This window comes from Devosia sp. (assembly GCF_030689745.1).
In the GTDB taxonomy this organism is placed as follows: domain Bacteria; phylum Pseudomonadota; class Alphaproteobacteria; order Rhizobiales; family Devosiaceae; genus Devosia; species Devosia alba.
In genome coordinates this window covers 1-8,677 of record NZ_JAUYGL010000185.1, presented here as the reverse complement: position 1 = coordinate 8,677, position 8,677 = coordinate 1, and the positions used below count along the sequence as shown (strand labels likewise).

Below are 8,677 nucleotides of genomic sequence, written 5' to 3'. Positions count from 1 at the left end.
GCGCCCATCCTGGCGATTCCGGCCCTGGCGGCCTTCCATGATGTGCGCTTCGCCATCGTGATCATGACCGTGCCGAACCTGATCACCAATCTGATGCAGGTGTGGCAGCATCGGCGGCATCACCTCCGACCCAATTTCCTTGTGCCATTTCTGATTGCGGCATCTGCTGGCGTGACTTTCGGCACCTGGGTTCTGGCCAGCCTGGATTCGCGTACGCTGTCGCTCTTTGTTGCCGTGGCCGTGCTGCTCTATCTGGCCCTGCGCCTGTTCAAGAGCAATTGGCAGCTCGATATGGTTCACGCACGCTGGCTGGCGGCCCCTTTTGGTTTCGCCAGCGGGGTGATCCAGGGATCGGCGGGCATTTCGGCCCCGGTTTCGCTGAGTTTCATCAATGCCATGCAGCTGGAGCGCCGTGTGTTCATCAACACGGTATCGCTGCTTTTCGTGACCTTTGTTTCGGTGCAACTTCCCGTGCTGGCTTTTGCCGGGATCCTGACCCCGAACGGGTTCATGCTCAGCTGCCTCGCCTTGCTACCCTTGCTGTTGGGCATGCCTGTCGGCTCATTTGTCGCCAGACACCTGTCCCGCCAGGTTTTCGACCGCCTGATCATGCTGCTGCTCGCAGGCCTGGCCATCCGCATGCTTTGGGCGGCGCTATTGCCCTGAACCCTGGCGCAAGGGCCCGTGAGCCCTTGCGCCAAATTGGAACCTGTTCGCTAGGTTCGCAGGACCCGATAGATCGCCGGGATCACCAGGACGGTGAGCAGCGTCGATGAGGCGAGCCCGAACAGCAGCGATATCGCCAGGCCCTGAAAGATCGGATCGGTGAGAATCACCGCCGCACCGATCATGGCCGCAAGTGCGGTGAGCAGGATCGGCTTGAAGCGGACGGCACCAGCCTCGATCAGCACCTCGGTCAGCGGCCGGTCCGGCGTGGCCGTGTTGGTGACGAAGTCGACCAGCAGGATCGAGTTCCGCACAATGATCCCCGCAAGGGCGATGAACCCGATCATCGAGGTGGCGGTAAACGGCGCCTTGAACAGCCAGTGACCGACCAGGATTCCGATGAATGTCAAGGGAATCGGGGTCAGAATGACCAGCGGTATCTTGAACGATCCAAATTGGGCGACCACCAGAATATAGATGCCCAGGATCGCCACACCGAACGCCGCGCCCATGTCGCGGAAGGTTACCCAGGTAACCTCCCATTCCCCATCCCAGAGCAGGGTCGACTTTGTCTCGTCCGTCGGCTGACCATGCAACGCGATCTCGGGTTTGCTCAACCCGGTCCAGTCCTGGGCATCAAGCGCCGCCTGAACGGCGAGCATGCCGTACAAGGGGGCCTCAAAGGTGCCCGCCAGCTCGGCCGTCACCATTTCTGCTGACCGCCCATTGTGACGAAACACCGGGTAGGAAGCGGTTTCTTCCTTGATCTGGACGACGTCGCCAAGCTCAACCACGCCGCGGTCGCCAGGCAGAACATTGGCCGGGATCGGGGTCGACAGGAAGCGCTCATCGATCACCTTGTCCGCCTTGTCGCGTTCCATGCGGATTGGAATCGGCGTCCGACCGCCGCCACGATGGGAATAGCCCACCGTGCTGCCATTGTTCAGAATGGCGATGGTATCGAAGACATCGCCTTCCTCGACATGGAAAAAGTCCAGATTATCGGTCGAGATCGTTGTCCGGATCCGCCGGGCGGGCGTTCCATAGGAGTTGTCGACATCCACGACAAAGGGGACGGAGCGGAACGCCGTTTCCACTTTGGCTGCAACCAAGCGGCGTGTTTCGGCATCCGGGCCGTAGATTTCAGCCAGCAAGGTGGCCATGACGGGCGGCCCCGGTGGTGGCTCGACAACCTTGAGCGAGGTGCCCGGCGGCGTTGCCAGCTTGGCAATGCGATCCCGCAGATCCAGCGCAATTTCATGGCTCGAACGCGCGCGTTCACCCTTGGGTGTCAGATTGAGCTGAACATCGCCCAGTTGCGGTTCGGCGCGAAGATAGGAATGGCGCACCAGGCCATTGAAGTTGAATGGCGCTGCCGTGCCGGCATGGGTCTGGACCGACAGCACCTCCTCCATGGCGATCGCCACGTCGGCAACCGCCTGTGCAATGGCGTCGGTCGCCTCGACCGAGGCACCCTCGGGCAGGTCAATCGTCACGGCGAGCTCGGATTTGTTGTCAAATGGCAGCAGTTTGACCGTCACGTCCTTGGTGTAGAACAAGGCCAGCGACGCCAGGGTCAAGATGCCCACGACAATGAGAAAGCTCCAGCTCGCGGCCTTTGACGAAAGGATCGGCCGCGCAACCATGATATAGCCCCGCCCCAGCAAACCGCCCGGGCCGTGAGTGTTCTTGTGCGCATGCACGGGCGCCGAGCCGGCGACCTTGAGCATGAGCCAGGGCGTAACGATCACCGCCACGAAGAACGAAAAGATCATGGCCGCTGAAGCATTTGCCGGGATCGGGCTCATATAGGGGCCCATCATGCCCGACACGAACAGCATCGGCAGCAAGGCCACAACCACCGTAAGGGTGGCCACGATGGTGGGGTTTCCCACTTCCGCCACGGCTTCAATGGCCGCGCGGCGGCGGTTTCGTCCATCGCCCATCCCCCAGTGGCGAGCAATGTTCTCGATCACCACGATGGCGTCATCGACCAGGATGCCGATCGAAAAGATCAGGGCGAACAAGGACACGCGATTGAGCGTGTAGCCCATCACCTTCGCAGCAAACAGGGTGAGCAGAATGGTGACCGGGATGACGACGGCCACCACCATGGCCTCACGCCAGCCGATGGCAACCCAGACCAGCACGATGATCGACAGCGTTGCCAGCCCGAGATGGAACAGGAGCTCGTTCGCCTTCTCGTTGGCCGTTTCGCCGTAGTCGCGCGTGATCTCGACCGCGACATCCTCGGGGATAAGGGTTCCCTCCACGGCTTCGACGCGGTGCAGGATGGCTTCGGCGACGGTGACCGCATTGGAACCCGCCCGTTTCGCAACGGCCAGGGTGACCGAGGGTGACCGCAGCGATGTGCCATCGGCGGCGCGCGTTACGGTCGAGACGTGCATGTCGGCGGTGTCAGTAACAAAGGCAATATCGGCCACGTCACGCACATAAACCGGCCGGCCATCCCGGGTGGTGAGCAGCAGGTTGCCGATCTCCAGGGGTGTCTGCAGGGTTTCGCCGGCAACGACCTCGATCTGCTGACCTTTGTCACGCACCAGCCCGGTGGAAAAGGAGCGGTTGGCGCTGGTCACCTTGCCGGAGAGCTGTTGCAGGGTAACACCATAGAGCGCCAGCCTTTCCGGGTTGGGCGCAATGCGGATGGCTTCACCCGTCTCGCCCACCAGATAGCTCAACCCGACATCGTCAACCTTGGCTATCTCGGTGCGAAGCTCGCGTGCAATCCGTGTCAGATCATTGGGCGTCAGCCGGCCAATGGCCTCCGGCTTTGCCGACAGCGTGAGCGAGACAATGGCGACATCGTCGATGCCGCGACCGACAATCATGGGCTCGGGAATACCAACCGGCATGCGGTCGGCATTGGCCTGGACCTTTTCATGCACCCGCAGCACGGCGGCGTCCGAGGACGTGCCCACCACAAAGCGGGCGGTGACCATGACCGCATCGTCGCGCGTCTGGGAGTAGACATGCTCGACGCCATCAATGCCTTTGACAATCGTCTCCAGCGGCTCGGTGACAAGCTTGACGGCATCCTCGGCCTTGAGGCCGGGCGCCTGCAGCAGGATATCCACCATGGGAACGGAAATCTGCGGCTCTTCCTCGCGCGGCAGCGTGACGAGCGCGACGAGCCCGACGGCCAGGGCCGCCAGCAGAAACAGCGGGGTGAGCGCGGAGCCAATGAAGGTCCGTGTCAGGTTACCAGCAATACCCAGCTTCATGGCGTGACGACCTCATCACCTGCCGCAAGCCCGGTCAGAACCTCTACCGCGTCGTCGTCATCGTCGCGCTGGGCAAGCACCACGGCGCGTTCGCTTGTGCCATCAGCAGTCTTGACCTGAACGAAATCAGTACCAAAGCGGGTTGCCACTGCGGCTGCGGGGATCATCAGCGCCTGGCGCTCGCCCACCGGCACGCGCACCAGAAGCCGGGCGCCAAAAAACGTCGTTGGCAGCGCATCGACGGCCACATCGGCCACCACACGGCCATTTTCGATCCGCGGATATATCTTGTCGAGCTGTCCCGTCATTGTTGTGGTGCCAGTCTCGATCTGTAGCTGTGCATCCTGCTCGAGCATGGGGGCGTGCCGTTCGGGAATGGCCAGACGCAGATAGATGCCCCCGCCCCCGATGGTGGCGATCGCCTCGCCAGGCATGACCACAGCGCCCTGGGTGACGGGCACATCCAGCACCGTGCCATCGGCCGGGGCGATGACCTCCCCTTCCGATTCCTGCTGCAGGACAACCTGGCGTTGGGCCTCGATGGCGGCGATCTGGTTGCGCACGACGTCGACCTGCGTGCTCAACTGGTCAAGACGCTGGGTCGTGGTGACGCCCCTGTCGACCAGCGTCTGCCCACGCGAAAGTTCAGACTCCGCATTTTCCAGCTGCGCCACCAGCGCCCCAAGTTGCGCCTCCAGGGCGGTGACCTGAAACGCGGTCTTGTCATCGCGCACTGTCCCCATCACCTGCCCGGCGGTCACATCATCGCCTTCCGTGACCGTGAGCGACACCAGTGTGCCCCCGATCCGGGCGCGTGCCGGGATGGAGTTGCGAGCCTCAACCTGTCCATAGACCGACTTCCACTCCGGCACAGCGACTGGCGCAAGCACCACTGAACCAGCATTGGCAGATCCCGGCAGTGCCAAGGCCAACAGGAAACCGAACAACAGCGGCGTTTTCATTGTTAAGGTACTCAAGACACGCCACCCGACTTCATTCCCAGTGCCTTGAAAACCCGCGTGGCAGGGCAGAAGCCCGTGAATGCGGATTGTATGAGGTTCAACCCGATGAACACGGTGAACCAGAGGAAGTGCTGCGAGACAAATTCAGTCAGCAGAACTGACACCAGAATCATGGCTCCGGCGAACACCTGCACAGCACGACCCATCGACATTTTGCATCTCCGTATATTCGAATTTGCGAATGTATAGGGGGATTGTCGGCCGAAAGGAAGGGCATAACGACGATTTCCAGATTCCGGGCACGATTGCCTGCTGGCGAGTTTGACGGCTCCGCGCTTGGGCCGCCCAAAAAGCCGCCGCGCCAGGGTTTGGCAAAACCGCTGGAATTGTTCTGAGCGGTGGAGCGCGTAACGGTCGAGATCGGCGGCATCGCGCACAGCATGATCACGCAGAGCGTCGATCCGCCTCCAGGATTCCGGTTTCAGTTGCGGCGTCTGGCGCCGGCTCCCCTCCCGGCATAGGCTGCCGACAGACCCATCGATCGGCCTCAAGATGACAGCCTCGCTCTACCCCATCGGCTTCTACGAAAACCGTCGCGCCCACACCGCTCACGCCGCCCGCCACATCCTTGGCAAACTGCCCGCCGGTCTGCCCCGCGCCAGCGTCAGTGACATCGGCTGCGGCACCGGCACCTGGCTCGCCGCCGCGCTTGAACTGGGCGCCGACACGGCCTTCGGCATCGAGGGCGACTGGGTCACGCCCACCATGCTCGATGATCCCCGCATTGCCTTTACCCCCCGCGATCTCGAGCAGCGTTTCACCGCCCCCCGCACCGATCTCGCCCTCTCGCTCGAAGTGGCCGAACACCTCTCCCCCGCCCGGGCCGCCAGTTTCGTCGCCGATCTCGTCGCCCTCGCCCCGGCAGTTCTCTTCAGCGCCGCCATTCCCGGCCAGGGCGGCGTCGGCCATCGCAACGAGCAATGGCAAAGCTGGTGGGCCGGCCATTTCGCCCACCACCGTTATACCGCGCACGATGTCATTCGCCCCGCGATTTGGACCGATGAGGCGATACCGGCGTGGTACCGGCAGAATGTGGTGCTTTATCTGAACGAGGCGACCCGCACATCGCTGGGCCTCCTGCCCGCCGATCCGGGCTTGCTCGACACGGTCCATCCCAGCTTCTGGGCCCGCGCCAATCGCGAACTGGCCTATGCCAATGCACTGCCGGAATCCGAAGTGCTGCGGCGCCAGGCCGAGGCAGCGCAGCAGCAAGAGCACTGAGAGGGGCCATCCACCGGGGCTTACCTCGCCGCCCAGAGCAGCCCGCGCCGCAGGATTTCCCGCACCGGCCCATCGGCCAGCTCATCGGCTGTATGCCCAAGTGAGGAATAGAACACCCGACCGCGGTCATGCATGGTCGTGAACACCACCGGCATCACCACATTCTTACGCCAGGGATGAAATTCCCCCGAAAACGTCGTCGTCGCCAGCACGTCGACTGCCGGATCGTAATTGAGGTAATATTGCTCGCTCGTATGCTCGAAGCTGTCGATCCCGGCCAGCAATGGATCATCGCCTATCTCCACCCGATAGGGAATGATGTTGCCCGGATGCTGCACCCAGTAAACGCTGGCCATGTAGCGGAACGGCACGCTGGAGCGGAACGTCGTCGCCAGCCCCATATGGTAGCCCGCCAGCCCCGTCCCTGCCCGCACCGCCGCGACCAGATTGTCCATCTTATCGGGCGCCAGCACCCCATCGGTAATCACCGGCACGATGAGGTCGTTGCGGCCGACATCTGCCGCGCCCAGCGCGTCATAATCCGGCGTCACCGTCACCGAAAATCCCTCGGCCTCCAGCAGCTCGCGCACCACATGGGCGCCCCGCTCCGGCGTATGCAGCGCCATCCCGCCCCAGACAATCAGTGCTTTCTTCATAGCCCCAACCCCACCGCTTTCGTCCGATGCACACCCTTGGGCACGAAGGAAAATGCATCGGCAATCCCCAGCAGCGCCGCCGCCAGATGCACCACCGATAGCCACATCTCCGTGCCCTGCAGGCTCGGCGCCTGCCCGTCGGCAAAGGCAAAGCCCTCACCCGCCACCCAGCGCTCCTCGGCCCGGCCGATCACCGCATGCGCAATCGCCTCGGCCTCCGCCCGCCGATAGTCGGTCTGCCTGAGACACAGCAGCAGCGGGTGCACGGTGTCGAGCAGGTTGCAGGCAGTATAGCGCGGCCCCGCAAACCCGCCATAGTTGCGATAGTTCAGCAGCACCGAGTCGATGGCCCGCTCGGCATTGGGTACGGGCAGGCCGAACTGGGCATAGGTGCCGCGCGTCAGTCGGTAAAAGCCATTGACCGGCTGCAACAACCCTTCGTCAGCGGTCGGCGAGCCCCACAGCCCGGTTGCTCGGTCCTGCTGCATCGCCAGCCAGCCGAACAGCGTCTCCCGCGCCCGCCCCGTCGTAAAATACCGCGCATTGAAATAAAGCGCCGTGCCGATGGCATCCACCGCCGCCCCCGCCCCCCAGGCACGCTCGCGCCAGGTCAGCCCCTCGAGCCACTCGCATAGCGCCGGCGCCTCCAGCTCCACCGTCGCGATCGGGTGCAGCGGCTTTCCGCCCAGCGCCTCGATGGCATAGCCCACCGACAGCACATTATAGAGCGCCAACCCGTCATCGCGCAGTGCCCGCCCGGCCTCCACCGGCCGATATGGGTCGGGAAACAACCCGGTTTTTATGTCCTGCAGGGCCTGTAGTTCGCTCAGCGTCGCCGCCACGTCCAGCCCCTCGGGCAAGGTGTCGAACCCCGCCGCCAGCTCGATCGCATCATTGCGATGCCGGGCGCTGCGCCGCACCTGTCCATCCGCCTCGCGCGACACATAGTCCCCACCCTCACGATAGGCCGCCAGCACATCCTGCACCTGCGCCCCGGCGGCCTCGCCTAACCGCGCCAGGATTGAAGCGCTGTCTTTCCGCGCCACCTGCCCGCGATAGCGCACCAGTTTGGCCGGCACCCCGCCGACGATCGCCATGGGCGGTACGTCCCGGCTGACCACCGCCCCGGCGGCGATCACCGCGCCCTTGCCGACAGTCACCCCGTCTAGCACCACCGCAGTGGCCCCAATCCACAAATCGTCCTCGATGGTGATGCCGAGGCTTTCATGCCTTTGCGTATGAATCGGCACGCTCGGATCGTCAAAACCGTGGTTGAACCCTACGATCGACACATGGCTGGCAATCCGCACCCCGTCGCCGCAGCGCACCTTGCCCGAGATCATCGCATAGGGATTGACGGTCGTATGCGCGCCAAACTCCACATCGCCGCGCACCAGCGCATGCCCGGCGATCCAACTTTGCTCTCCCAGCACCAGATGGCTGGTAAAAATAGCCGCCGCCGCCGCCACATAGGAGGTGGGGTGGAATCTGGCGCCCGCCGCTTGTGCAAGACGAGCCTGCCGCGCCCGATGTTCCGGCGACTCGATATCGGCTTGTGTGCGGTCCCAGGTCAGAAACTGCAGTCGCGCCTCGTGTTCGGCATGGCCCGTGACCTGGGGATTTTCAGCGATATGCGGTTTCATTGCTCACCAGCTCAAATATCTCAGTCGACACCCTTCCCACCCGGATCGCGCTCTGGCGCGCCCGAGTGCAGGCTCTTGCGGGGAGGGATCAAGGGTGGGGGGCGGTTAGCCCCGATATAGTGGCTCTCAACACCCCCTCCCAACCTCCCCCGTCGAGGGGGAGGTGCCGGCCGGTGGATGAGGCTGGATCAAGCCCACTATGCCAACCGCTCCAGCAGTGCCGGCTC

The 8,677-nt window shown here is 63.4% G+C and carries 7 protein-coding genes; 2 read left to right on the top strand and 5 right to left on the bottom strand.

Translation table 11 applies throughout. The annotated features are described in order from the left end of the window. The coding region (locus Q8O80_RS16335; protein ID WP_305581157.1) for a sulfite exporter TauE/SafE family protein at window positions 1–666 on the top strand (666 nt) is incomplete at its 5' end. A 50-nt stretch (window positions 667–716) separates the two neighbouring features. On the opposite strand, the gene Q8O80_RS16330 is transcribed toward Q8O80_RS16335, so the two are convergent. Genes Q8O80_RS16330 through Q8O80_RS21620 form a run of 3 tightly spaced genes read right to left on the bottom strand, consistent with a single transcriptional unit; the run spans window position 717 to window position 5,307 of the window. Further along, a complete protein-coding gene (locus tag Q8O80_RS16330) occupies window positions 717–3,908 on the bottom strand; it encodes an efflux RND transporter permease subunit (protein WP_305581153.1) in 3,192 nt (1,063 codons plus the stop codon). Next, window positions 3,905–4,870, bottom strand: coding sequence for an efflux RND transporter periplasmic adaptor subunit (locus Q8O80_RS16325; RefSeq protein ID WP_305581151.1), 966 nt, complete (start codon window positions 4,868–4,870; stop codon window positions 3,905–3,907). Before Q8O80_RS16325 ends, Q8O80_RS16330 begins: the two co-directional genes overlap by 4 nt. Window positions 4,871–4,881: 11 nt before the next feature. Continuing rightward, the gene (locus Q8O80_RS21620; protein ID WP_371136228.1) at window positions 4,882–5,307 is read right to left on the bottom strand and encodes a DUF2892 domain-containing protein; all 426 of its coding nucleotides are present in this window, start codon (window positions 5,305–5,307) and stop codon (window positions 4,882–4,884) included. A 115-nt stretch (window positions 5,308–5,422) separates the two neighbouring features. Between Q8O80_RS21620 and Q8O80_RS16315 the strand changes: the two genes are divergently transcribed. After that, the gene (locus Q8O80_RS16315) at window positions 5,423–6,151 is read left to right on the top strand and encodes a methyltransferase domain-containing protein (protein ID WP_305581149.1); all 729 of its coding nucleotides are present in this window, start codon (window positions 5,423–5,425) and stop codon (window positions 6,149–6,151) included. Between the two features lie 20 nt (window positions 6,152–6,171). Here Q8O80_RS16315 and Q8O80_RS16310 read toward each other — a convergent pair whose 3' ends face one another. Both Q8O80_RS16310 and Q8O80_RS16305 read right to left on the bottom strand, forming a co-directional pair. Next, a complete protein-coding gene (locus Q8O80_RS16310; protein ID WP_305581147.1) occupies window positions 6,172–6,807 on the bottom strand; it encodes a ThuA domain-containing protein in 636 nt (211 codons plus the stop codon). Further along, on the bottom strand, window positions 6,804–8,450 hold the full coding sequence (locus Q8O80_RS16305; RefSeq protein WP_305581145.1) for a DapH/DapD/GlmU-related protein: 1,647 nt from the start codon (window positions 8,448–8,450) through the stop codon (window positions 6,804–6,806). Before Q8O80_RS16305 ends, Q8O80_RS16310 begins: the two co-directional genes overlap by 4 nt. Between the last annotated feature and the right edge of the window lie 227 nt (window positions 8,451–8,677).

What these genes read in the sequence shown, in the direction of transcription:
- Q8O80_RS16325 (WP_305581151.1), bottom strand. Translation starts at nt 4,870, where the DNA reads ATGAAAACGCCGCTGTTGTTCGGTTTCCTGTTGGCCTTGGCACTGCCG.
- Q8O80_RS16310 (WP_305581147.1), bottom strand. Translation starts at nt 6,807, where the DNA reads ATGAAGAAAGCACTGATTGTCTGGGGCGGGATGGCGCTGCATACGCCG.
- Q8O80_RS16315 (WP_305581149.1), top strand. Translation starts at nt 5,423, where the DNA reads ATGACAGCCTCGCTCTACCCCATCGGCTTCTACGAAAACCGTCGCGCC.
- Q8O80_RS16330 (WP_305581153.1), bottom strand. Translation starts at nt 3,908, where the DNA reads ATGAAGCTGGGTATTGCTGGTAACCTGACACGGACCTTCATTGGCTCC.
- Q8O80_RS16305 (WP_305581145.1), bottom strand. Translation starts at nt 8,450, where the DNA reads ATGAAACCGCATATCGCTGAAAATCCCCAGGTCACGGGCCATGCCGAA.